This window comes from Mycobacterium sp. smrl_JER01 (genome assembly GCF_048513595.2).
In the GTDB taxonomy this organism is placed as follows: Bacteria; Actinomycetota; Actinomycetes; order Mycobacteriales; family Mycobacteriaceae; genus Mycobacterium.
The window spans coordinates 2,499,430-2,521,351 of the sequence record NZ_JBLXXK020000001.1 but is presented as its reverse complement, the minus strand read 5'-3'; the positions used below and the strand labels follow the sequence as shown (position 1 = coordinate 2,521,351).

Genomic DNA, 21,922 nt, shown 5'->3' with positions numbered 1-21,922 from the left:
CGACATATTGCGTCGTGTGTTGCACAAAGCCTAGGTTAAGACGGTATGCAGACCCTGGGATCCCTCGACGTCGAGGGAATCGACTTCGCGTTCGACGATCAGCCCGATCTCCATGCCGTACTCGCCCGGCTCCGCGAGCGCCGGCCGTACGCCATCGTCCCGTTTGCGGGAGTCAGAGCGGTCTTGCTGTTGACCGACGAGCTGGTCAGAGCAGCCTTCCGCGACGAAGCGACATTCCCTGCCGCACCGGTGTACGCGATGACCACAGAACCGGTGTTCGGCAGGACCGTGTTGAGCATGTCGGGCGGCGAGCATCGCGCCAGCCGCAACGTGGTCTCAGCGCCGTTGCGGCGCACCCGTGTTCAGGACTACCTGGAGCCGGTGATCGAACCGGTCATCGACGAGCTGATCGATCAGTTCGCAGCGCGTGGCACCGCCGATCTGGTCACCGAGTTCACGCACCGCTACTCACTGCTGATCATCAGCCGCCTGTTGGGCTTCCCGGTCGACGACGAAGCCATGATTCATCGCTGGGCGCAGGCGATGATCCGGTACCCCTTCGACCCGTCGACGGCGGTGACGTGTGCCGCCGAATACACCGCCTATGTCGCACCGCTGGTGACCGCGCGCCGCGAGGAACCCGGTGACGACATGATCTCCCTGCTGGTCACCGAAACCACCGAGAACGGTGAGCATCTCTCAGACGAGGAGGTCCTCACGTTCCTGCGGATGCTGTTCCCATTGGGCGCCGACACGACCACGCTGGCTTTGGGCAACATCCTGTCGGCCCTGCTCAATCATCCCGACCAGTTGGACCTGTTGCGGTCCGATCCGGACCGCTACCTGCAATCCGCGGTGTGGGAAGGCCTGCGATGGGAGCCGGCGGTCGGGATGCTGCCGCGCGCGTGCCCTGAGGCCGCGACCTGGCGTGGGATCGACATCCCCGCTTTGACCCCGATGATCTTCGCCATCAACGCCGCCAACCGTGATCCGGCGGCGTACCCGCGGCCCGACGACTTCGACATCACCCGCAATGTCATGCCGACGGTGTCGTTCGGGCAGGGCCGCCACAGCTGCATCGGAAACTGGCTGGCCAACACCGAACTCGTCGCCGCGCTTCGGGCCCTGATCGAGCGGTTACCCGACCTCGCGCTCGATTCCCGGTATGCCGAAACGGCCGCTATCACAAGCCAAGTCGGCACCACGCTGAGAGGACCTCGTGCGCTGCGGGTGACATTCACCCCCCAGGAAGGTCCGCAGGATGTCCCGACCGGGACGGAGGAACCGTGACACCGCGCCGACTTCGCGTCACCGAGCAGGTCTCTCGCCCTGCCCCCTGGGGTGACCGGCCACCGGTCGACGACGACGAAGCACGCCGTCGCCTGCTGGACGCGGCCGAGGTCTGCTACGAGCGCCGTGGCGTCAGTCGCACCACTGTCGATGACATCGCCAAAGAGGCTTCGGTGCACCGCACCACGGTGTATCGCTACTTCGGAACGCGCGACGACGTCCTGGGTTTCGTCCTTCTTCGTGAGACAGCCGGAGTGATCGACAGCGCCGAACAGGCGCTGCGACGCGCCGGACCATTCGGTGAACGCCTGCTCGACGCGCTGGACGGCGCGATCGGAACCGTCGAGGAGTCCCGTTGGCTCAGCGTGCTGTTCTCCCCCGAAAGCCTGACGATGACGGTCTCTGTCGCGGCGTCGGGTGCGTTTCGCGACCGGATCCGCGATGTACTCCGACCGCACGTGGAGGTGGCCAAGGCCAGTGGCGAACTGCGCGAACAACTCGACCCCGACGCCGCCGCCGACTGGCTGGTGCGGGTCGCCCAGATGCTGCTGATGGAACACCTCACCACACGGCCCGACGAGACCAGGCCCGACCGCCGCACATTGCTTCGCGACTTCGTCATCCCCGGCCTGCTGAACCCGGCCCACGGACCCTGACACCGAGCGACGCAGGTGCCGGAAACACGGACAACGACGCTGGATTACCCGTGGTGGTCCCGGCCGGGTTCGAACCAGCGACCTTCCGCGTGTGAGATGGCTTGGAGCACAATGGATTTACGTTCACGCTGGTCAGAGCGGTGCATAATGACCGAATTGGACCCCTCGGAGCACCTGTTCTGACAGTTTGGCCCCACCAGGAGGGGTGCAGAGTTTCGGACCCCGCACCGAGAGGGCGCGAAATTGGCGACATCCCGCATAGCGGGAAAACAATAAGCGAGATCCCTCTAATTAGCATCACTTAAAGGCCTAAGTGACGCTATCCCACGAGAGTGGCGTCGGTTAGCGGCAGCACTACGCTACCTACGACCGCTGACCTACGACCGCTGACGAACTGATCGCCCGGGAGAAGGCTTACAGCCCCTTGGCTGCACACCCGTCAGACGTCTGAAGCACCGTTCCGACCGACGGCGGGGGCTGATAAGTGGCGCGGTCACGTCAACAGCCCCGCCACGCCCGCACCAAGGCGCGTTGCCGACCGAGCCGTGATGCCGGCGGTCAGGCCCCGAAGTACTCGTGGATCTGCCGGATCGCCATGGATCCTTCGCCGACGGCGGAAGCCACTCGCTTGACCGAGCCACTGCGCACGTCCCCCGCTGCGAACACACCGGGGCGGCTGGTCTCCAGCATCAACGGCTGACGGTGCGTAGGTTTCCGGCTGGCGTTGGGGTCCGAGTAGAGCGCCGCGGCCCCGGTCGATATGTAGCCGCAGTCGTCGAGCTCGATCGCGCCCGCGAGCCACGAGGTGTTGGGCTCGGCGCCGATGAAGACGAACAGGGCGCGGGTTTCGACGGAATATCGCTCGCCTGTCCGAGTGTCCTCGGCTACCACCGCGGAGATTCCGCCGTCTCCGCGCACCTCCCGAAGCTCGGTACGCGTCCGTACGGTCACCCGGGGATGCTGCTGGATCTGGTCGACGAGATAGCGGGACATGTCCGCGTTCGGGTCGTCGCCGCGGATCAAGACGTACACCCGCATAACCCGCGAGGCAAGGAAGACTGCAGCCTGGCCTGCGGAGTTACCGCCCCCGACGATGACCACGGGCCCCGCGCCGCACTTCAATGCCTCGTGAAAGGTGGCGGCGTAGTACACGCCGTTGCCCTCGAACGAGTCGATTCCCGGGACGTCGAGCCTGCGATACCGCGCCCCCGTGGCAAGCACGACGGCACGGGTGACCACCGAGGTTTGATCGGCGAGTCGGAGCAGATGGTGCCCGCTGTCGAACTCCAGCCCGGTGACCTCTGCGGAGAGCATGATCCGCGCGCCGAACTTGGCGGCCTGCAGAGAAGCCCGCTCGGCCAGGTCGGCACCCGAGAGCCCGCCCGGGAATCCCAGGTAGTTCTCGATTCTCGACGACGTCCCAGCCTGCCCACCGGTTGCGATTCGCTCCATGGCCGAGGTGATCAAACCGTCCGAGGCGCCATACACCGCCGCGGCCAGCCCAGCTGGGCCAGCGCCCACCACAACCACGTCGTACTCGGTGGGAACCGCGTCCGGCACCGGCAGTCCGACCCTCCGGGCCAACTCGGTGGTGGTCGGGTTGCGCAGCACATCGCCGCCCCAGATCACCACCGGGGTGTCTTCGGAGGACACTCCGAAGCGCCGCAGCAGCCGCTCGGCGAACTTGTCACGTTCCAGATCGATCCATCTGTGCGGCAATCGGTTTCGCGCAGCGAATTCGCACAGCCGCACGGTACTGGGATCGAAGCAGGAACCGATGATGCGAAAACCGAGTCCTTCCTGGATGAGCAGCGAGCGGCGTACCAGGTACGCGCGGAGAATGACGTCACTGAGCACCGGATCGTGGGCGACCAGATCGCGCACCCGCTCCGTCGGTACTACCAGAACCTCGCCGGGTTCCACCACCTCGGCGGTGTAGAACGCGGCCTGGCCCTCGAGATCGCCGAGCTCGCCGAGGAACCGCCCGGGGCCGTGCACTCGGATCACCTGCTGGCCGCCCGAGTCGTCTGTCGTGGTCACAGAGACCTTGCCGGACAGGATCACAAAGAAGTAGTCGGAGCGCTCACCCTCACGAACCAGGGTTTCGCCCGTGTCGACGGTGCGCCGCGCGCCGCCCATCTCGAGGGTCGCGATTTCATGGTCGGACAGTCGCGGGAACGCACCGTACATGTCGGGGGTTTCCGCCAGCGCACTCGATGCGCGCTGGTCGATGGTGGCTTCAGACATAGTTCTCGTGGACGTAGCACCAACGCCACGCCTCCCCCGGTTCCATCGACTGCACGATCGGGTGACCGACCGTGTGTGCGTGCGCCCGGGCATGGCGCATCGGTGACGAGTCGCAGCATCCGACGTGCCCGCACGTCAGACACACGCGCAGATGCACCCACGGTGTGCCGAGCCGCAGACATTCCTCACAGCCACTGGTGCGCGGGCGCACCTGCCGAATCACCGCCACGTGTGGATCTATGCCCACAGAGGTCATGATCAGGCCTCCTTCGCATTGTCGGCCGACAGTGCATGGTCCAGCCACTTCCGAAGGGTCACAACGGGACCGGCGCCCGATTGCCGCCCAAGCACATGTCCGTGGTCAAGGACCAGCAATGTCGGCACCGCCTGCACCTCGAATCGTTGCGAGATCGCCGGCGCCTTGTCCACGTCGACTTTGACCAGTTTGAGTTCACCGGCACGCTCGGTGGCAAGTTGTTCCAGGGCCGGACTGACCATGCGGCATGGTCCACACCACGTCGCCCACAGGTCGACAAGTACCGGCACCGAGGACGTGTCGACGATCTCGTCGAAGTCCGTCTCGCCAGCCGTGGCGATCCACGGCAGCCATTGGTGACACTTGGCGCACCGGGGCTTACCCACGGCGGCGGGCGGTACCCGGTTGCGTTTTCCGCAGTGCGGGCATGTCAGGATGTCTGTTTCCACGGCACCTCCTCCGTCGGACCTCAAGGCCCAGTTCCGAACAGTGCACGGCGAGTGGACATTCCCACACTGACGCCGATTCTGCGAACTCCCGCCCCGTTGCCGCGTGGCAACGCCCCCGCCGGAATGTACCTACGCCTCCGTCATCACCCGGCCGTACGCGTCAGTGCGAAGGCCACACTCCGCCGCTTCATTTCACCGATCCATTAACGCTGAGCACAGTCTGCCAACCGAATCGAAACGGTGCATCGACCCGTCAGGGCGAAAGAAGGGCAGTGGGGCAGCCCCTCTGGGACGTACATGTTGCACGCCGAAGTAGTCGCTGGGGTCGGCACCGCGCTGATCACGCGCCGAATGTTCGATATGGCCCTTCTAGCCATCGTCATGGCGACGAAACAGCCCGAACTTCGGTGACGGAAGACTTCGTGACGCCCACTTGTGGCTCGTAGGCATCCAGCGCCCTCTCGAGTATCTCGACGAGGGCCGGCTCCGGCCCACTCATCGACGCGGGCAGCGCCTTCCCGCTGCGCGTTCATGCGTGCTTACGGGTCGCGTAAGGACATCAGTCAATGCGGCGACCCGAAGATCGGCTCAACCAGGGGTCCCGCGCTCGGCAACCACGACCGCGACCTGTTGGGTATCCGCACCGCGGCGCGCTGTCAACTGCACGCGGTCACCCGGTTTGGTCTTGCGAAGTGCCGCTATGAGTTCCTCTGCCGTCTCGGTCTTTTGACCGTTGACGCTGGTGATGATGTCGCCCGGCTGGATGCCTGCCTCCGCCGCCGGGCTTCGTGCCGCCACCTGCATGGCAACCACACCACTGATGCCGTTGAGTCCAAGCTGGCGTGCGATCTCCGGGGTCAGGGTGACGGGTTGAATACCGATATACGCGTGGTGGGCGGTGCCGGTGTCCAACAGTTGGTCAGCGACGTCAACGACGGTCGCGGTGGGGATGGCAAACCCCAGGGCTACCGCACCCGCCGCCGGAGGGATGTAGGCCACGCTCATTCCGACAACGTCTCCCTGCGCGTCGAGTACCGCGCCCCCGGAGTTACCCGGCGAGATGGCGGCGTCGGTCTGGATCAGGTCGACCAGCGGTGCGCCGGCGGCCGCCGACCCCGGGATCTGGCGGTGTAGCCCCGAGATTATGCCGGATGTGACTGTTGCCTCGAATCCCAGCGGGCTACCCAGAACTATGGCGACTGCGCCGACCTTCGGCAGCGTTTCCTGAAATTTTGCTGCGGGCAGGCCATTACGGTTGGTTTGGATGATGGCGACATCGGCAACCTCGTCGGCGGCGCGAACTTTTGCCGGCACCTGCTGCCCGTCGGCAAGGGCGATCTTGACGTCCTGCGCGTCGGCGACCACGTGGGCATTGGTGACGACTGTTCCGTCGGCTCGGTAGACGATGCCGCTGCCCTGGCCGCGCTCGGTGAGCACGGTGACGACCGAGGGTTCGACCCGCCGGACCAGTGCGGGTATATCCACGCCGCCTGCCGGGGGGAAGGCCGGCGAGCTGGTAGGGGCGGCCGGCGAGCTGGTAGGGGCGGCCGACCGGCCGGCCGAACCGGGGTCGGTCGGGCTACTGCACGCGGCGACGAAGATGATCACGACGGCGAGCAACCGCCGCAAGGAGACGCTCAGCCGTCCGGCCGACGATGACCACATCACCTCGAAGCCTCCATCTCGCGTCATGGGCACACGTACACGATTCGGTCCGCGTTCGTCGCACTTCCGTCAGGCCGCCAGTGCGGACGCCGAATAGGCAACGGCGAGTTCGCCGTTCTCCACGCTGACGCGGATCGTGCCCCCGCCTGCCATGTCGCCGCGCAGCAAAGCCCGGCCGATCTTGGTCTCCACCTCGTGGGCGATGTAACGGCGCAGCGGCCGCGCCCCGTACACCGGATCGTAGCCGCGCTCGGCGATCATCCGGCGAGCGTCGTCGGTGATGTCGAGCTCGATCTGCCTTTCCGCCAGCCGATCCCGCAGCTCCGCCAGTTGCAGCTCGACGATCCGTTCGAGCTGGGCCATCGACAGCGGGGTGAACAACACGATGTCGTCGACGCGGTTCAGGAACTCGGGGCGAAAATGTCCGCGCAACTCGGCCATCACCCGATCGCGCGCATCGGGCTTGATCTCGCCGTCCGCGGTGACGCCGTCGAGCAGGTAGTGCGATCCTATGTTGGAGGTCATGATCACCACCGTGTTGCGGAAGTCGACCTGACGTCCCTGTGCATCGGTGAGCCGGCCGTCGTCGAGCACCTGCAAAAGCGTGTTGAACACATCAGCGTGCGCCTTTTCGATCTCGTCGAGCAGCACGACCGAATAGGGTTTGCGGCGCACCGCCTCGGTGAGCTGGCCACCCTCCTCGTAGCCGACGTATCCCGGTGGCGCGCCGACCAGCCGACTCACCGTGTGCCGCTCCTGGTACTCGCTCATGTCAAGGCGGACCATGTTGTCCTCGCTGTCGAACAGCGCGGCGGCCAGAGTCTTCGCGAGCTCGGTCTTGCCGACCCCAGTGGGTCCGAGAAAGATGAACGAGCCGATCGGGCGGCGCGGGTCCCGGATTCCGGAGCGGGCCCGAATGACCGCGTCGGCCACCAGCTGGACCGCCTCGTCCTGTCCGATCACCCGCTCGTGCAGAATTTCGTCGAGCCGCAACAGCTTTTCCCGTTCTCCCTCCTGTAACCGCGCGACCGGTATGCCGGTCCACGCGGCCACGATTTCGGCGATCTCGTCCTCGGTGACAACCTCGCGCAGCAACGGCTTCTGGCCCTGCTTGGACTGCAACTGCTCCCCTGCGGCAGCCAATTTCCGTTCGAGCTCGGTGATCTGGCCGTATCGCAGCTCGGCGGCCCGGTTGAGATCGTAATTGCGTTCGGCTTCTTCAGCCTCGTGCCGGAGTTGCTCGAGTTGGCCGCGCAGTTCCTGGACCCGCCGGATGGACTGCCGTTCGGCATCCCATTGCGCATGTCGGGCGTCGGCGTCGGCTCGCAGGTCGGCCAGCTCCTTGCGCAGCTCTTCCAACCGGGCCCTGCTCGCCGCGTCGGTCTCCTTCGCCAGCGCGGCCTCTTCGATTTCGAGCCGAGTAACCCGCCGGGTTATCTCATCCAATTCTGCTGGCATGGAGTCGATCTCGGTGCGCAGCCGGGCACACGCCTCATCGACCAGGTCGATCGCCTTGTCAGGCAGGAAGCGGTCGGTGATGTAGCGGTGCGACAGCGTTGCCGCCGCCACCAACGCCCCATCCTGAATCCGCACGCCGTGGAAAACCTCGAGGCGTTCGCGCAGGCCGCGCAGAATCGAAATGGTGTCCTCGACGGTTGGTTCGTCGACCAGTACGGTCTGGAACCGGCGCTCCAACGCGGCATCCTTTTCAATGTGCTTGCGGTACTCGTCCAGGGTCGTGGCACCGATCATGTGCAGCTCACCCCTGGCAAGCATCGGTTTGAGCATGTTGCCGGCGTCCAGGGACCCCTCCGTCGCCCCGGCTCCGACCACGGTGTGCAACTCATCGACGAACAGGAGGATCCGCCCCTCGCCCGCCTTCACTTCGGACAGGACCGCCTGCAGCCGTTCCTCGAACTCACCTCGGTACTTCGCACCTGCCACGAGCGAGCCCATGTCGAGGGAGAAAATCGTCTTGTCCCGCAGGCCCTCCGGCACATCGCCGCGCACGATGCGCTGAGCCAGGCCCTCCACGACCGCCGTCTTGCCGACACCGGGTTCGCCGATGAGCACCGGATTGTTCTTCGTCTTGCGGCTGAGGATCTGAACCACCCTGCGGATCTCGGCGTCTCGGCCGATCACCGGGTCCAGCTTGCCGGCGCGGCCTTCAGCCACCAGGTCGCGGCCGTACTTCTCCAAGGCCTCGTAGGCTCCCTCCGGTGAGGCTGAGGTGACCCTCTGGTTGCCCCGAATCTTGGTCAGGGCGCCGAGGAACGATTCCCGGGTGACGCCATGGGAGGCCAGGATCCGTCCCGCGGCAGTCGCCGAACCCTCTTCGGCGAGGGCAATGACGAGGTGCTCCACCGAGACGTATTCGTCCTTGAGTCGCTTGGCTTCCCGTTCGGCCGCGTTTAGCAGGTTCGCCAGGCGCCTGGTGACGGAGACCTGGCCCGGTGCGGCGCCTGGTCCGCTCATCTTCGGGCGCCGGTTCAGCTCGCCCTCCAGGTCGGCGCGCAATGCCGCGGTGTCGGCGCCCGCCTGGTCAAGCAGCCGCGGTACGAGACCTTCGGGCTGGTCGATCAGCGCCATCAACAGATGTTCGCCGTCGACCTCGTTGTGCCCCATCCGGGTGGCGATGCTCTGCGCTTCGGTCAACGCCTCTTGTGACTTCTGTGTCAGCTTGTTGATGTCCATCGCAATGCCCTCCTTCGGCGAGAATCGGATTCCAGCTCTTCGATGTGGTCCAGCAGGTCGAGTACCAACCCGATCGCCGCGTAGTTCAGTCCCAGACCGGTTCTCAACCGCTGGATGCGCGCGACAGTCATCAACGCGGCCGGTTCGAACCAGAGTTCGCCGCGGGCATCCTGCCGGCAGGCGACGAGGCCGAGCGCGACCAGCCGTCGCACCATGTCGGGATGCAACCCGCAACGTGTCGCGAAGGCGTCGAGCTGCATTCCGGGCCGGCGTACCAGGACATGGCGTGCGGTGGTCATTGTCCTCTCCTTGGGTCGAACGTCGACTCTGTCGCCAGTTGCTGGAACAGCTCTCGTTCCCGCGCAGTGGTTTCGGGTGGCACCATCACCTTGATTTGCGCGAACAGGTCGCCTGCAGGTCCGTGCGGATTGGGCATCCCTTCGCCGCGTAACCGCAACCGGCGACCGGTCGACGATCCCTGTGGCACCTTGACTTTGGCTTCACCGCCAGGGGTTCGGATAGCTACGGTGGTCCCCAGCGCCGCCTCCCACGGCGACACCGGCAGGTCAACGGTGACGTTGCGCCCGTCCAGACGAAATCGGGAATGGGGCTTGATACGTACCCGCAGGTACAGATCACCAGCGGGGCCGTCGCCGCTCCCCCGGCCGCCCTCGCCCGCCAGCCGTATCCGCTGTCCGTCCATGACACCGGCGGGAATGTTGACCGTGTAGTTGCGTCCGTCCAGGGAGAGCTGCCGTTTGCCGCCCCGGTATGCCTCCTCGACAGTCAGCTCCAGCTCAGCTTCCTGGTCGGCGCCCGGGATCGGCCCGAATCCTCCGCTGCCGCTGAATATATCGCCGAAGAGGTCTTCGATGTTGATGCCGCCGGCGCCACCGAAGCCCCGGCCGTGGCGACCTCGCGCACCAGCGCGCGGTGCCCCCCGGAAGCCACCCGCACCGGCGCCCACCCTCTCTTCCCAGTCCCCGGGCACCTGACGAAAGTCTTCACCGAACCGGTCGTAGCGCTTGCGTGTTTCGGGGTCCGACAGGACATGGTAGGCCTCGTTGATCTCCTTGAACCGGTCTTCAGCCGCCGGATCTTTGTTGACGTCGGGGTGAAACTTGCGTGCCAGTGTCCGGAAAGCGCGCTGTATCTGATCCGCGGTCGCGTCCCGCGACAGCCCGAGCACTTCGTAGTAGTCGTCGGCCACGGAGAGTCACTCCCCGCCGCGGCTCACCACCACGGCCGCCGGCCGCAGTTGCCTTGAACCCTCGCCGTAACCGGGTCGAAGCACTTCGACAACCGTTCCAGACGCGCTGTCCGGCTGGTCCACCACCCCGACCACCTCGTGACGTTCGGGGTCGAAGGGCACCCCTGCTTCGTCATCGCGTGGATAGCCGAGCTGTTCGAGAACCTGCAGCGCCTGTTCCAGAATGCTGCGCACGCCCTCGACCACGGCGTCGGACTTGTTGCCGGCGTGAGTGATCGCCCGCTCCAGATTGTCGACGACGGGTAGCCATGCGCGAGCCACGCTGGATCGTTCGCTAACTCGTTCGTGGGCGAGTTCGCGGGTGTACCGCTTGCGCAAATTGTCCAGATCGGCGACGGCGCGCCGCCAGCGATCCTCGAGCTTGGCCAGCTCCGCATCCGAATCGAATTGAGCAGTAGTCGATTCTGACGGTCTCTGGTCGACCCGATCCTCGGTCTTCGAATGCTCCGCGGGGCTGACCATGGCGGCTCAGCCTCGGTCGAACTCGGCGTCGACCACGTCGTCATCACCGACGGGAGAACCCTGGCCATTGCCGGTCGGCTGCCCAGCCCCGTTGCTGTTGCCGCCGCCGGACGGTTCGGGCTGCAACCCATAGAGCACCTGCTGCAACTCGGACGTCATCGACTGCACCCTGTCCATCGGCGCGTCCTCCTTGATGGCTTGTCGCGCGTCGGAGATCAGCATCTCGGCCCGTGCGCGATCGTGCGACGCCGCCGAGTCGCCGAGTTCTGCAAGCCGGCGCTCCACCTGATAGGCCGCCGAGTCGAGTGCGTTGCGCGCCTCGACAGTCCTGCGGAGTTCCTCGTCCTGGCGGCGGTTGGCCTCGGCCTCGGCGAGCATCCGCTCCACCTCGCTCGTGTCGAGGTTGGACTGCTCGCTGATGGTGATTCCCTGCTCGGCGCCGGTGTCCTTGTCGCGCGCGGTGACGTGCAGGATGCCGTTGGCATCGATGTCGAAGACGACCTCGATCTGCGGTTCACCCCTCGGCGCCGGGCGGATGTTGTCCAACTTGAACCGACCCAGCACCCGGTTGTCCCTCGCCAGCTCCCGCTCCCCTTGCAGCACAACGATGTCCACAGCGGGCTGGTTGTCTGCCGCGGTAGTGAACACCTCGCTTCGGCGTGCCGGGATGGTGGTGTTGCGCTCGATGATCTTGGTCATCAGCCCGCCTGCGGTTTCCACGCCCAGCGACAACGGGGTGACGTCGAGCAGGAGAACGTCGGATACCTCACCCTTGAGCACACCGGCCTGGATTGCGGCGCCGAGTGCGACGACTTCGTCGGGGTTCACGCTCATATTGGGGTCTTTGCCGCCGGTGAGCCGACGGACCAGGGCCTGGACAGCGGGGATCCGAGTGGAGCCGCCGACCAGGATCACCTCATCGATGTCGTTGGCGCTGACCTTGGCGTCACTCATCGCCTGCTTGACCGGGCCCATCGTGCGCTCGACCAGGTCCGCGGTGAGGTCCTCGAACTTCGATCGCATGATCGTGGTGGTCAGATGCTTCGGTCCGCCGGCGTCGGCGGTGATGAACGGCAGATTGACCTGTGTCTGCGCCACCGACGACAATTCGACCTTGGCCTTTTCGGCAGCCTCGAATAGCCGCTGCAGCGCCTGGGGATCCTTGCGCAGGTCGATGTTCTCTGCATGCTGGAACTCGTCGGCGAGGTAATCTACGAGCCGGCGATCGAAGTCGTCACCACCTAAGTGCGAATCACCGGACGTGGCACGCACCTCGACCACCCCGTCACCCACGTCGAGCAGGCTCACATCGAAAGTGCCGCCGCCGAGGTCGAAGACGAGCACCGTCTCGTGCCCCTTCTTGTCCATCCCGTAGGCCAGAGCTGCAGCAGTGGGCTCGTTGATGATGCGCAACACCTCCAGCCCTGCGATTCGGCCGGCATCCTTCGTGGCGTTGCGTTGGGCGTCGTTGAAATACGCCGGAACGGTGATCACCGCTTCCTTCACCCGCTCACCCACGAACTTGCTGGCGTCGTCGACGAGTTTGCGCAGCACCTGCGCGCTGATCTCCTCAGGCGAGTACTTCTTTCCGCGCACTTCGAACCGGGCGGCGCCCCCCTCGCCCTCGACAACATCGAAGCTGACCGCCTTGGCCTCTTCCGAAATCTCGTCGAAGCGGCGGCCGATGAATCGCTTCGCCGAAGAAATGGTGCCCTTCGGATTCATGATCGACTGGCGTCTCGCCAACTGCCCGACCAAGCGCTCGCCGCTCTCCGTGAACGCCACCACCGACGGTGTCGTGCGCGCACCTTCGGCGTTGGGGATCACGACAGGTTCCCCGCCCTGCCAGGCAGCGATTACCGAATTGGTTGTCCCCAGGTCAATGCCTACCGCTGTGGCCATGTTCTAGTCCTTTCGGTTGTTGCTGGTGAGCAATTGCAGGGCGCGGTCAGCCACCTCCACGTCGGCGACGAGGTCGTAGTACCTGGGCACCTGCGCCCTCACGGAGCGGAAGTCGCGCCGACCGCCTTGCATCAGGTGGAGCAGCAGGCCCATCAGGGCGCCCAACACAGCGCCGAAAACAAGGCCGTACCCGGCGAGCATCAGGGCCGAGATGATCGGCTCGATCCAGCTGAACAGCCCGAAGATCCAGCCGATCAGCGCGCCGACCAGGGCACCGGAGCCGGCACCGCGCAGAGCAGCCCCGCCGTAATTCAGCCGGCCAAGGATCTGCTCGACGTACTCCAGATCGCGGCCCACGATCGCCAACCGGTTCACTTCGAACCGTTGATCCGAAAGGTAATCCACCGCGCGCTCGGCGTCGGCGTAGTTGTCGAAGGTGGCGATCACCTGGCGAGCGGGTTCGTTGGGCCGCACTGCCGAAGTTGCCACTGTCGAATGCTCAGCCATTGCTGCTCCTACACATCGACGGTTTGTGGTGCTGATTGGGCCTTTATGGGTTGCTGATCCTGGTTGGCGGTACCAATCTGCACCTTGCGGGGCTTGCTTTCTTCTGAGACCGGGACGGTCAGCGTCAGTACGCCGCCATCGCATGCCGCACTCAGCTTGTTCGGATCGAGGTTGTCGCCCAGGAACAGTTGGCGACGGAACTCGCCCTGGGGTCGCTCGTCGACGATCAGTTCATCGCCGTCCTGGCGCAGCGGTCGGCGCCGCGCGCTGATCTCGATGACGTTGCGCTCCACGGTGACATCGATGTCTTCGCCCTTTATGCCCGGCACATCGAGAGCGACGATGAATTGGTCGCCGCGCCGAAACGCCTCCATAGGCAGTGTGTGTGCAGTGCGTGCGCCGGCCAACGCCTGCTCAGCCAACCGGTCTAGTTCGCGGAACGGATCGAATCGCATCAAAGCCATGGTCACTCCTTTGTGCCGAGGGTTGCTGGGTCGAAGGCCCGGGCCGCCTGTGGGTGTGAGCACTGGCTGCCGGTGACCTCCGAACAACAAGACTGGCAAGCAAATTCGGCGAGCGCGTGCTCCCGACGAGCCGGAAATGTCGATCGGTATTGGTCCTGTCAGCGCAAAGGATGCCGTCCAACACCCACGGTCGCCTCACCGTCGCCGAAGCTGCGGTGATCGACGCCAGGCTGAGGTGGGCGCTGGCAGGCCCGTCACTACTCGTGCGCCGCACTCAACTCGACCGACACCTCTTCGGTGATGCGCGCGGCGACCGCGCGGGGGTCAGAAGGTACCGGCGCCTCCGCGGTGACGCCGGCGAGGGACTCGAGCGCCTCGGAGGCCAGCGGAGTCCACTTCTCGATCCAGCCAGACACCACGTCGGCGTTGGCGGTGTTGCCATCGACGACGTGCCGCATCAGCGCCGCGGTCCACTCCCGGTGCCAGCGCGCATCCTCGTCGAGCGAGAAGCGGATGCTCGTCAGGATCGGGTCACCGTTCGCCGTCGCGAGCGTGCCGGCGATGTCCTGGTTGACGAGGCGGTCGAACCGGGGCTTGATGACCGCGTTCGTCACGACAAAGGACTCGCCCCAGTCACAGCAGACCAACGCACGTTCGATCAGTTCACGCAGCGGCTGGAACGCGGCAGCTTCCTCCCACACCGCCTGCTGCCGCGCAGCGGCGTCGTCGTCGATCGGCGGACCGGCCAATTGCACAGTGCGGTAAGCGATCCGCTGGACGCGACGCATTTCATCGCCTGTCTGAAAGGAGGCGCAGTTGGTGATTCTGGACGAAGGCGCCATCTGCGCGACGTAGGCGGCCAGCATCTGCAGCCCGTGCACCGGGAAGCGCAGGGGGACGTACCACAGGTCGAGGAACCTCTTCCACTCGCGGTCCAGGCCAGCGTCGTACGCCGCGACTATGGGGCAGTTTGATCGGCTTGACAGACGGATGGACACGACCCGTCACGCGTCGGCAGCCTGACGGAGCCGGCCGCATGGTCCGGCACTTCAAGCTGTGGTGTCACAATTCTTGCCTAGAACTGTCCCGACAGGCCGAAGAAGGCCGGTTCTGTTGTGTGCAATATTTGCCTCGACAATCACGGTTCGACCACGGGCTGGGGGCGGGGCATTTGACGTTGGCACACGATGCCCCTGAATACCCCTCCAGGCGGATCGCGCATAGCTCATCGGGGGACGCCCGCGCCCAGCTGTCGAACCTCTACGGTGTCCTCATCCTGTCGGCGTTGATGTTCGACGGCCGTGGCGCCGATTCGATACTCGAGATGGCCGCCAACGCGGTCTCATCCCTTGGCGCGTTTCACACCGAGGCGACGTATCGGGTTGTGAGTGGGGCGCTGGTCGACGGCCGTGATCCCGACCGCAAGCTTGACCGGCGCTTGGATTCTCTCGTCACCGCAAACCTGGGCGAAGATCTGCCCATCGACCTGCCAGATGGTCGGCTGCGATATGCGATCGGCCTGCAAACGGTGGAAGGCAGCAAGGGTGCGCTGGTCATCCAGGCTGTGGCCCCTCCCTCCCACGATGAACTGTTTCTACTTCGGGCACTGGCCCAACAAACCGCCGCGGCTATGACCAACGCCGACCTTCTCGACAAGGAGCGCGCACTCATCGAGGAACGTGAGCGTGCCATACAACGCCTGTCCGACAACATTTCCGAGCTCACGCGGCAGGATACGATACACGCAACCCTGACGGCGGTGTCCGGCTCGGGCTCGGGCGTGCAGGGAATCGCCGATGCGCTTCGGGAGCTCACGTCTTTGAACGTCATCGTCGAGGACGTGTTCGGCAATCCGCGGGCGTGGTCCGGTGGAGTGAATCCAGATCCGCACCGGCCGGTCGGCGGCGACAACCGCGAAGAGGCACTCCGCCGTGCCGCGGCGCAGGGCACAACCCAGCGCGATGGGAATCAGATCTTCTGGCTCATCCGGCAGAAGGCGAACATTCTTGGCGTTGTGCTCCTACATGATCCAAAAGGAGACGCCGATCGTCTCGACATCGTCGCGTTGGAACATGCTGCGACCGTGATGGCGCTCGAGTTCGCCCACCAGCGCGTCTTGGCCGAAACCGAGCTGCGGCTACGGCGGGACTTGGTTGAGGATTTGTTGGCCGGCACCGACAACGCGAGCGCATACCTACGCGCCGAAGCACTCGGGCACAATCTCCGCGTGCCACACACCGTCACGGTCCTGCTCTGGCAGCCCCAGGTTCCCGGCGATGCAATCGCCGCTGCCGCGCGGCGATGGGCCGCCAACGCCCGAATGCACTGCCTCGCTGTGCGAAGACCGACGATGACGGTCTTGCTCACAGACGGTGTGCCCGAACCGTCCTCTCTCTACCGTGCCATAGCGGCCGATGTCACTTCCGAATGCGGTTCGGTCGGTATCGGCTCGGCGGCCGCCACGCCATCGGAGTTGCCGCGGTCATTCGCTGAAGCGCAACGCGCGCTTCAGGTCCAGACGGAATCGATATCACCTTACGGTGGCCGACGCTTCGAGGACCTCGGCCTGTACCGAATCCTTGACCGCGCCAGCGACAGGCCGGAGGTCCACGACTTCGTGATGGAGTGGTTGGGAGCGCTGCTCAGCTACGACCGGAGGAAGAACGCCGATCTGGTCGTGACGCTCACCCACTATCTGGATTGCGGGGGAAACTACGACGCTGCGGCGGAGTCGCTCACCATTCACAGAAGCACTCTGCGCTATCGGCTTGGCCGCATTCGCGACATCTCGGGGCGCGACCTGCAGGACGTCGAGGACAGACTGAACTTGCACCTGGCGACCCGGATCGTCCGCATCACCGGGGTACCGCGTGCACGGGAAGACGTGGAGTTACTCGCCTCAGCGGAATTGAGCGCCGGGACCCCGTAGATCACGACAGTGTTTGCAGCACAGAACGTTTGAAGTCGCCCAAACACCCGCGAGGGCTTCGGGTACCAAACTCGCGGAAGTGCGAGCAACGGCGGCGCCACGGACGGGATGGGACGGCTGAGGGGTATTAGAGGCGCGTATCGCTCACAGAACCTCGAGCGGGCGCGGCGCAGTAGGCGGCGGGAACGCTCGGTCGAGGTCAAGGAGGTCCTGGTGGGTCAGCTCGATATCTCGAGCGGCGGCGTTCTGCCGAACGTGGGAGGGTGTTCGGGCGCGTGGGATCGCGATGACCCTGCCGCGTCGAAGCACCCACGCCAGCGCGACCTGTGCAGCAGTAACGTCGTGTCGTCGCGCAACCAGCTGCAGCGCCCGGTGCTCGAGCAGTCGGCCCTGCTCGATCGGTGAGTAAGCCATGGTCGGTATCTCATGTCGAGCCAGCCACGATAGCAGCGCGTACTCCGGGCCGCGGCGGGTCAGGTTGTAGAGGATCTGATTCGTTTGAACTCCATCACCGCCGGCGGTGCCCGGCAGCTCGATCATGTCGTCGATGTCGAAATTGCTCACGCCCCAGTGGCGGATCATACGCGCCTCCAAGTCGGCGAAACCCTGGATCGTTTCGGCCAGCGGGATACCGCCCCGCCAGTGCAGAAGGCAGAGATCAAGGTAGTCAACGCCGAGCCGGTCCAGGCTTGCCCGGCAAGCACGACGGGTGCCTTCGCGGGTCGCGTGGTGCGGGAGTACTTTGTCGACAAGGAATACTGTGCTGCGCCGTCCGGCGATCGCCTCGCCGACCAAGGCTTCCGCCGCGCCGTTGCCGTACATCTCGGCGGTGTCGATCACCGTCATTCCCAGGTCGATACCGAGCCGGATCGAGGCGACCCCCTCGGCTCGCAGCCCGGGGCTCTCGGCAAAATGCCAGGCTCCCTGGCCGAGGATTGCGATCTTCTCGCCGGATGGCAACGGCAGAGAGCGAGTGGGGTTCATGTTCGACCGTCCTTTCGAACGTCTCGATTGTGCACGCGACATCACATACCGCGCATGACCCCGCGAGCGCGAAAGCGGGCGGCGCGTCTGAATCTTCAGGGCCGAACGCCAGCCCGAAAGACTGGCAGGATTCTCGGCAACGAGAACCTCGGTGAAGTCGTCGACGTCGGGGCCGCGGTGGTTTCAGTAAAGGTGGCATCATCAATCCGACCCAAAAGCGCTGACACCGAGTGCCGCGGGGCCGTGACTTCAACCCACCAACAGTTCGACGGCCGCCACGATCAGATCCGGCCGGGCCGGTATCGGTTTCCCCTGCACGAAGACGCTGGGTGTGCCGCCGATGCCGCGAGCGAATGCACGCTCCGTCACGAAGCTGGGCCAGGAAAGGTATCTGCCCTCCTTGACCTCAAGGGCGAACAAGGGATCCGTGATGCCGATGGCCTGTCCGAGAGCGATGAGCTGGTCATCTGAGAGGCCCGGACCGCCCTCGGGCGGCTGGTTTTCGAACAGGGTGTGCGCGTACGCGTGGAATCGTCTCGCGTCCGACGCTGCTGCGGCCGCCGCGGCCGCACGGGAGGAATAGCGGGTCGTCGATGCGGTGTCCAGAAAATTCATCGGATGACGCACCAACCGGATCATCTGCCGCTCCAGCAGCAGGTCGATGGCGTCGCCGGAAGCCAGCTCGAATTGTCTGCAGAAGGGACATTGAAAGTCGATATAGACGTCTACGTCGACGAGACCGGTACCGACGGCAATGCCGGTCTTGTCCTGGGTGGCACCGCGCGGGACTGGCACTTCAAGGGTCTGGTTCATGGCCGCCATGCTGCCCCCCGCCGACCGGCGTGGCGTCGGCCCAGCGGCGCGAACGGTCCGTCGTCAGTTGGGCATCGCGGGGCAGCGCCCGCCGGCTCAGATACCTGCCTTCGGTACCGAGGGCCGTGGCCGGACGGCGAATCCGTGGTCCTTGACCTCAGCGGGCCACTTCGAAAACCTCGTTTGGGCCTAGCGGGACGTCGCAGTATCCGGGTCTGATCGGCAATCTAATCCCCCGAGCACATGCGTTGCGACAACCACTACTGGAAGGGAATGCCGCGATGGGTATCGAACGAGCCTGTACGGTAACAAATCTGGCGCCTCGCGCGAAAGGACGCGTCGAGGCCCGCGGCATGGCATCCGTCCCGCCGAAGCGACCAGTCCGCCGCGGGGCCCACCGACGAAATCCAGCGATCGAGGCGTCGCGCGGCGGCGACGTCGTCGACCAGCGTGCATGCGGCTTTCCACCGTTCGGCAGCGCTGTCAACTGGTCATCTGAGACCGATGCCCAGCTATCGGCCCGGTTCGAGCGTGACGCGATGCCGCTGCTCGACGCCCTCTATGCCGGCGCGCTGAGAATGACCCGCAACCGCGTAGACGCCGAGGATCTGCTCCAGGAAACGATGTTGAAAGGCTATGCGGGTTTCCACTCCTTCCAGAGAGGAACCAACCTCAAGGCGTGGCTGTTTCGGATGATGACCAACACATGGATCAGTTCGTACCGCAGGGCGCAGCGGCAGGCGGCGGAGTGTCTCTGCGATCGACTGACCGATTCGCAAATCGCCGGCGTATACCGGCACTCACGATCAGAGTTGCGCTCGGCGGAGGCCGAAGTTCTGGCAGCATTGCCGGACAACGAAGTGGTGGAAGCCCTGATGGCGCTGCCGGAGAGCTTTCGGATGGCCGTCCACTACGCCTACGTGGAGGGTCTCCGCTACAAGGAGATTGCCGAGATCATGCAAACACCTGTCGGCACCGTGAGGTCCCGGCTGAGTCGCGCACGCGTCCAGCTTCGAACGCTGCTCGTCGGTGCTGCAATCGAGCGCGGATCTGCACGGGCCGATAGGGCGCCCTCTGCGAGGGGCCATGTCGCCGTGATGGAACACAGCGTCTCCAAGACCGAGCGGAGTGAGGACCGGAATAAACAACCCAAAACGAAGCCAGGCGGCACGGAAATGTGATCATCGAGCCAAGGGAAGCTGAGCGTCGATCAACACTTCTCGGTGAGAACATCGAGTTTGACAATTTGGGGCGGGGAGGCGAACAGTACAGCCTTCTCAGTGAGTTCTTTGCCGATTGGTCCCGCCAAATGGGCTTCCAGCGCTGCGTCGTCGGCGAAAGCCCCGAGAATTCCGAATCGTGACGCGTCGAGCCGCACAGCCAACCATGTTCTGGTGCCGGACTCCTTCTCGACAAGCAACCGCACCCACACCAAGAAGTCCTCGACCCTGTCTCCATCGCCGGGCTTGGCCTCGATCCACACGAACAATGCCTTGGTTGCCATGACGACTCCAAGCCGATGTAAATGGACACATGTGTAACCGCCGCTTCATACTGCCCGGATCTAGCGCCGTACTCTTCGGCCTCGGGGATCGAGAAGCGGCCCTCGTTATGGGCCCGCTGGGCGATTCCCGGATCGCTCCGGGCGAGAAAGTGTAACCGTGTGGAGTTGAACTCGCGAAGCGCACGCGCCCGAGTCTTCGTAGCCGTCAACGCGCTGATCACAGCCGCCACGCTGAACGGGTGCGGCGCCGGACAACAGTCCCAAACGGCTGTCATGCAACCGGCGGTCAACGGGTCCACGGCAGATCTCAACGACATCGCGCTGCGAAACATCCGAATCCGCGCGGAGCTGTCCGGCTACGCGGCGCCGCCGGGCAGAAGTGCCGACCTGGCGCTCGTGGTCACAAACCAGTCATGGGTAACCGCCGACACGCTCGTCGCCGTCACCTCCGCCATCGGTGAAGTCGTACTTGTCGGATACACCGCGATACCAGAAGGCGGCGTACTGATCATCGACAGCCCGGACCGTACCCAGGCGGACGCGCTCGCGACGGTCAAACCCGTCAATGCCGCCGCTGCAACCGTGGTACTGAACGAACCGATCAGCTACGCGATGAGTTACACGTTCACATTCGAGTTCGCCTACGCCGGAGGCATCTCGGTTGACGTGCCCGTCGTCTCACCTGATACCGACAGGCCCCCGACCACATCGCCCGTGCGACGGTAGCGACTACTGGGGTGCCGGCGCGATTGGCCGAGCGCACAGCCGATTGGCTGCTGGCCGAACTCGCGGACCGTCGGATTTCACCAGTGCGGTGGGGAACTTCCGTTCAGATCGAGCCGCATCTGCGTGACGAACAAGTGTCGTTCACTGAGGTCATCGAATTCGTTGCGCCCCTTTAGAAAAACGCTGACGTCGTCATTCTGCCACAGAGTGCTTCAACGACTTCCGTCTACAGAGACGCGCTAAAGAGTCCGGCACTTCGGCCCGAAAGGCCTTCGGCGCCTTCGCCTGCTGCCGGCATGGTGCGTGCGATCGGCCATGGTGGTTGGTGGTTGGACTCTCGAAGGTGCCCGTGGTGGCCTTGGGCTCTGGCGCGCTGGGGCTCGCGACCGACACCATTTGGCAATATGCCGACACGATGGGACCTTGGCAAATGAGCGCCACCACGGTGCTGTCGATCGGGGCAATGGTCACCTGGTTGATCCTTGATCACGAACTCTGGGAACGCCCGAAGTCATCCGCCGAACGTACCCGATCAAGTGTCGACAACATCGCGACCCTCATGACGCCGATCATCGGCGTGGTTGTCCTTCACGTGGCGTTGTTCTTGTCAATGTTGTTCACGGCCGGCATTCTTCTGGCGGCACGAAGCCATTTTCAACTGACTGCCAGGGACAATTCCAACGCTACTTCCTGGCACCACGGGCCGACGACTGTGGCCCCGACATTGAGGCAGGGTTTCAGCGGGGCGGGCTCACCGCCTCGACGACCACCGCGGGAAGGAATCTCATCATGACGACACAGGCTGGACTCGAGAAGAAGGAACGTGACTTTCTCGCGCGATGCGTCGGCGATGCGTACACGATGCTCGACCTGCTCCCCGGCGTAGACCCGAACGGTCCGGCGTTGGTGTGGCTGGCGGATCAATTCCTGATACTGCGTCGGGGTGAGTGCCCACCAGCGCATGCGATGACGCTGTGACCGCTTGGTACGGCCTCGGTGGCCACCTCGCATTGCCCGGGCTCGCGCCCAGCGCGGTTAGGTCAACTTCCCTACCGCCGGCTCGAAATCAGCGGGGAGGCTGAGGTTTCGCCTTGCCAGGACGAA

The 21,922-nt window shown here is 64.8% G+C and carries 22 protein-coding genes; 7 read left to right on the top strand and 15 right to left on the bottom strand.

Annotation, left to right across the window (positions count from 1 at the left end; all coding sequences use genetic code 11):
* The first annotated feature begins 45 nt into the window (after positions 1-45).
* On the top strand, positions 46-1,290 hold the full coding sequence (locus tag ACNUDN_RS12010) for a cytochrome P450 (protein WP_419122151.1): 1,245 nt from the start codon (positions 46-48) through the stop codon (positions 1,288-1,290).
* Complete coding sequence (locus ACNUDN_RS12005) at positions 1,287-1,946, top strand: TetR/AcrR family transcriptional regulator (protein ID WP_419122150.1); 660 nt, start codon at positions 1,287-1,289, stop codon at positions 1,944-1,946. The genes ACNUDN_RS12010 and ACNUDN_RS12005 overlap by 4 nt, the downstream gene beginning before the upstream one ends.
* 558 nt (positions 1,947-2,504) lie before the next feature.
* On the opposite strand, the gene ACNUDN_RS12000 is transcribed toward ACNUDN_RS12005, so the two are convergent.
* The 12 genes from ACNUDN_RS12000 to ACNUDN_RS11945 form a co-directional block, all read right to left on the bottom strand.
* On the bottom strand, positions 2,505-4,193 hold the full coding sequence (locus ACNUDN_RS12000) for an FAD-dependent oxidoreductase (protein ID WP_419122149.1): 1,689 nt from the start codon (positions 4,191-4,193) through the stop codon (positions 2,505-2,507).
* Complete coding sequence (locus tag ACNUDN_RS11995; RefSeq protein ID WP_419122148.1) at positions 4,186-4,449, bottom strand: UBP-type zinc finger domain-containing protein; 264 nt, start codon at positions 4,447-4,449, stop codon at positions 4,186-4,188. The genes ACNUDN_RS12000 and ACNUDN_RS11995 overlap by 8 nt, the downstream gene beginning before the upstream one ends.
* Positions 4,450-4,451: 2 nt before the next feature.
* On the bottom strand, positions 4,452-4,898 hold the full coding sequence (gene trxA / locus ACNUDN_RS11990; protein ID WP_419122147.1) for a thioredoxin: 447 nt from the start codon (positions 4,896-4,898) through the stop codon (positions 4,452-4,454).
* A 588-nt stretch (positions 4,899-5,486) separates the two neighbouring features.
* Positions 5,487-6,563: a S1C family serine protease gene (locus tag ACNUDN_RS11985; protein ID WP_419125122.1), complete on the bottom strand. Its 1,077-nt coding sequence runs from the start codon at positions 6,561-6,563 to the stop codon at positions 5,487-5,489.
* A 69-nt stretch (positions 6,564-6,632) separates the two neighbouring features.
* Positions 6,633-9,257, bottom strand: a complete 2,625-nt coding sequence (clpB, locus tag ACNUDN_RS11980; protein ID WP_419122146.1) for an ATP-dependent chaperone ClpB — start codon at positions 9,255-9,257, stop codon at positions 6,633-6,635.
* Positions 9,239-9,556, bottom strand: a complete 318-nt coding sequence (locus tag ACNUDN_RS11975; RefSeq protein WP_419122145.1) for a chaperone modulator CbpM — start codon at positions 9,554-9,556, stop codon at positions 9,239-9,241. Before ACNUDN_RS11975 ends, clpB begins: the two co-directional genes overlap by 19 nt.
* Positions 9,553-10,467 carry a DnaJ C-terminal domain-containing protein gene (locus ACNUDN_RS11970; protein WP_419122144.1) on the bottom strand — a complete coding sequence of 305 codons (915 nt, stop codon included), beginning with the start codon at positions 10,465-10,467 and terminating at the stop codon, positions 9,553-9,555. Before ACNUDN_RS11970 ends, ACNUDN_RS11975 begins: the two co-directional genes overlap by 4 nt.
* A gap of 6 nt (positions 10,468-10,473) precedes the next feature.
* On the bottom strand, positions 10,474-10,989 hold the full coding sequence (locus tag ACNUDN_RS11965; RefSeq protein WP_419122143.1) for a nucleotide exchange factor GrpE: 516 nt from the start codon (positions 10,987-10,989) through the stop codon (positions 10,474-10,476).
* Positions 10,990-10,995: 6 nt separating this feature from the next.
* Positions 10,996-12,891: a molecular chaperone DnaK gene (gene dnaK, locus ACNUDN_RS11960; RefSeq protein WP_419122142.1), complete on the bottom strand. Its 1,896-nt coding sequence runs from the start codon at positions 12,889-12,891 to the stop codon at positions 10,996-10,998.
* Between the two features lie 3 nt (positions 12,892-12,894).
* Entirely contained in the window at positions 12,895-13,398 is a 504-nt protein-coding gene (locus tag ACNUDN_RS11955; protein WP_419122141.1) for a YflT domain-containing protein, read from the bottom strand.
* 8 nt (positions 13,399-13,406) lie between these two features.
* The gene (locus ACNUDN_RS11950; RefSeq protein ID WP_419122140.1) at positions 13,407-13,853 is read right to left on the bottom strand and encodes an Hsp20/alpha crystallin family protein; all 447 of its coding nucleotides are present in this window, start codon (positions 13,851-13,853) and stop codon (positions 13,407-13,409) included.
* A 266-nt stretch (positions 13,854-14,119) separates the two neighbouring features.
* Positions 14,120-14,860: a ferritin family protein gene (locus ACNUDN_RS11945; protein WP_419122139.1), complete on the bottom strand. Its 741-nt coding sequence runs from the start codon at positions 14,858-14,860 to the stop codon at positions 14,120-14,122.
* A 38-nt stretch (positions 14,861-14,898) separates the two neighbouring features.
* On the opposite strand from ACNUDN_RS11945, the gene ACNUDN_RS11940 reads away from it, so the two are divergent.
* Positions 14,899-16,791, top strand: coding sequence for a helix-turn-helix domain-containing protein (locus tag ACNUDN_RS11940; RefSeq protein ID WP_419122138.1), 1,893 nt, complete (start codon positions 14,899-14,901; stop codon positions 16,789-16,791).
* Between the two features lie 144 nt (positions 16,792-16,935).
* Here ACNUDN_RS11940 and ACNUDN_RS11935 read toward each other — a convergent pair whose 3' ends face one another.
* Positions 16,936-17,775, bottom strand: a complete 840-nt coding sequence (locus ACNUDN_RS11935) for an aldo/keto reductase (protein WP_431959914.1) — start codon at positions 17,773-17,775, stop codon at positions 16,936-16,938.
* Positions 17,776-18,024: 249 nt separating this feature from the next.
* Positions 18,025-18,597, bottom strand: coding sequence for a DsbA family protein (locus ACNUDN_RS11930; RefSeq protein WP_419122136.1), 573 nt, complete (start codon positions 18,595-18,597; stop codon positions 18,025-18,027).
* Positions 18,598-18,869: 272 nt separating this feature from the next.
* Between ACNUDN_RS11930 and ACNUDN_RS11925 the strand changes: the two genes are divergently transcribed.
* Complete coding sequence (locus ACNUDN_RS11925) at positions 18,870-19,769, top strand: sigma-70 family RNA polymerase sigma factor (RefSeq protein ID WP_419122135.1); 900 nt, start codon at positions 18,870-18,872, stop codon at positions 19,767-19,769.
* A gap of 29 nt (positions 19,770-19,798) precedes the next feature.
* Here ACNUDN_RS11925 and ACNUDN_RS11920 read toward each other — a convergent pair whose 3' ends face one another.
* Positions 19,799-20,092, bottom strand: coding sequence for a putative quinol monooxygenase (locus tag ACNUDN_RS11920; protein ID WP_419122134.1), 294 nt, complete (start codon positions 20,090-20,092; stop codon positions 19,799-19,801).
* A gap of 159 nt (positions 20,093-20,251) precedes the next feature.
* Between ACNUDN_RS11920 and ACNUDN_RS11915 the strand changes: the two genes are divergently transcribed.
* The 3 genes from ACNUDN_RS11915 to ACNUDN_RS11905 all read left to right on the top strand — a co-directional run bounded on the left by ACNUDN_RS11915 (position 20,252) and on the right by ACNUDN_RS11905 (position 21,796).
* A complete protein-coding gene (locus ACNUDN_RS11915; RefSeq protein WP_419122133.1) occupies positions 20,252-20,818 on the top strand; it encodes a copper chaperone PCu(A)C domain-containing protein in 567 nt (188 codons plus the stop codon).
* A 352-nt stretch (positions 20,819-21,170) separates the two neighbouring features.
* Positions 21,171-21,611: a hypothetical protein gene (locus ACNUDN_RS11910; protein WP_419122132.1), complete on the top strand. Its 441-nt coding sequence runs from the start codon at positions 21,171-21,173 to the stop codon at positions 21,609-21,611.
* On the top strand, positions 21,608-21,796 hold the full coding sequence (locus ACNUDN_RS11905) for a hypothetical protein (RefSeq protein WP_419122131.1): 189 nt from the start codon (positions 21,608-21,610) through the stop codon (positions 21,794-21,796). The genes ACNUDN_RS11910 and ACNUDN_RS11905 overlap by 4 nt, the downstream gene beginning before the upstream one ends.
* Positions 21,797-21,922 lie beyond the last annotated feature (126 nt).

Bases quoted from the DNA above. Each gene is read 5' to 3' on its own strand.
- ACNUDN_RS11940 (WP_419122138.1), top strand. From the start codon at position 14,899: ATGGTCCGGCACTTCAAGCTGTGGTGTCACAATTCTTGCCTAGAACTG.
- ACNUDN_RS11995 (WP_419122148.1), bottom strand. From the start codon at position 4,449: ATGACCTCTGTGGGCATAGATCCACACGTGGCGGTGATTCGGCAGGTG.
- ACNUDN_RS11935 (WP_431959914.1), bottom strand. From the start codon at position 17,775: ATGAACCCCACTCGCTCTCTGCCGTTGCCATCCGGCGAGAAGATCGCA.
- ACNUDN_RS11905 (WP_419122131.1), top strand. From the start codon at position 21,608: ATGACGACACAGGCTGGACTCGAGAAGAAGGAACGTGACTTTCTCGCG.
- ACNUDN_RS11930 (WP_419122136.1), bottom strand. From the start codon at position 18,597: ATGGCGGCCATGAACCAGACCCTTGAAGTGCCAGTCCCGCGCGGTGCC.
- ACNUDN_RS11955 (WP_419122141.1), bottom strand. From the start codon at position 13,398: ATGGCTGAGCATTCGACAGTGGCAACTTCGGCAGTGCGGCCCAACGAA.
- ACNUDN_RS12000 (WP_419122149.1), bottom strand. From the start codon at position 4,193: ATGTCTGAAGCCACCATCGACCAGCGCGCATCGAGTGCGCTGGCGGAA.
- ACNUDN_RS11925 (WP_419122135.1), top strand. From the start codon at position 18,870: ATGGGTATCGAACGAGCCTGTACGGTAACAAATCTGGCGCCTCGCGCG.
- ACNUDN_RS11920 (WP_419122134.1), bottom strand. From the start codon at position 20,092: ATGGCAACCAAGGCATTGTTCGTGTGGATCGAGGCCAAGCCCGGCGAT.
- ACNUDN_RS11975 (WP_419122145.1), bottom strand. From the start codon at position 9,556: ATGACCACCGCACGCCATGTCCTGGTACGCCGGCCCGGAATGCAGCTC.
- ACNUDN_RS11965 (WP_419122143.1), bottom strand. From the start codon at position 10,989: ATGGTCAGCCCCGCGGAGCATTCGAAGACCGAGGATCGGGTCGACCAG.
- ACNUDN_RS11950 (WP_419122140.1), bottom strand. From the start codon at position 13,853: ATGCGATTCGATCCGTTCCGCGAACTAGACCGGTTGGCTGAGCAGGCG.
- clpB (WP_419122146.1), bottom strand. From the start codon at position 9,257: ATGGACATCAACAAGCTGACACAGAAGTCACAAGAGGCGTTGACCGAA.
- dnaK (WP_419122142.1), bottom strand. From the start codon at position 12,891: ATGGCCACAGCGGTAGGCATTGACCTGGGGACAACCAATTCGGTAATC.
- ACNUDN_RS12010 (WP_419122151.1), top strand. From the start codon at position 46: ATGCAGACCCTGGGATCCCTCGACGTCGAGGGAATCGACTTCGCGTTC.
- ACNUDN_RS11985 (WP_419125122.1), bottom strand. From the start codon at position 6,563: ATGTGGTCATCGTCGGCCGGACGGCTGAGCGTCTCCTTGCGGCGGTTG.